Below are 780 nucleotides of genomic sequence, written 5' to 3'. Positions count from 1 at the left end.
GGTCTGCTCGGCCACCTCGTCCGACCCAAACGCCGATCTGCACTCCGCCTCCGTGAACCCCGCCGGCTACCACGCCCACTCGACCGCCGTGAAACAGCGGATCTACTCGCGAGCCTGCGAACATGGCGGGATCGCTCGATCGCCGGCCTGATGTTGCTCTCCGGCTTACGATCCGGAGAAATCCTCACCCTCGACGTCACCGATATCGACATTGGTGCCCGCTGGATACGAGTCTTCGGCAAAGGCGCCAAGGAGCGCCGGGTGCCACTCGATGTGGAAGTCGCCGGGCTGATCCAAACGTATCTGCTCACCGAACGACCCGAGTCGACGAGCACCCGCCTGTTCCTCGTCGCAAAAGGCCCGCACCGCGGACAGCCGTTGACCCCGGCCGGTTTGCGGACCATCTTCCGCTACCACCGTCTCAAATCGGGAGTACTCGCAGGTCACCCGCATGCGCTGCGCCACACTTTCGGGACCGCGATGGCCGAGGCCGGTGTGGATCTGGCCGTGATGCAGGCACTGCTCGGGCACGCGCACGTCGACACCACAGCCCGGTACATCCATCTGACACCCACCCACGTCAAGGCGGAATTCGATGCAGCCCGCACACGACTACACACCCGCACCTGAGGACGAGGACCCGGCGGACATCTACGCCGCCTACCTGGTCCACCTGCAGCGGCGCCGCCGCGGCAACACCGCCTACACCCAGGCCGCTCGCTCGTTCCTGCAGCGGTGGCCGCAGGTCCAACGCTGGGCTGACCTGCCGCTCGACACCCG

2 protein-coding genes are annotated in these 780 nt (G+C 66.4%); both read left to right on the top strand.

The genetic code is table 11. The features are described from left to right. The first annotated feature begins 3 nt into the window (after positions 1-3). A complete protein-coding gene (locus AC6CID_RS25060) occupies positions 4-630 on the top strand; it encodes a tyrosine-type recombinase/integrase (RefSeq protein WP_498354675.1) in 627 nt (208 codons plus the stop codon). Continuing rightward, positions 596-780: hypothetical protein (locus AC6CID_RS25055; protein WP_498354674.1), on the top strand; the 185-nt coding region annotated here is incomplete at its 3' end. The genes AC6CID_RS25060 and AC6CID_RS25055, both read left to right, overlap by 35 nt.

Source organism: Rhodococcus sp. GQ147 (assembly GCF_059759155.1).
Note: the sequence above shows the minus strand (reverse complement) of the source record. Positions and strands in the feature narration are given on the sequence as shown.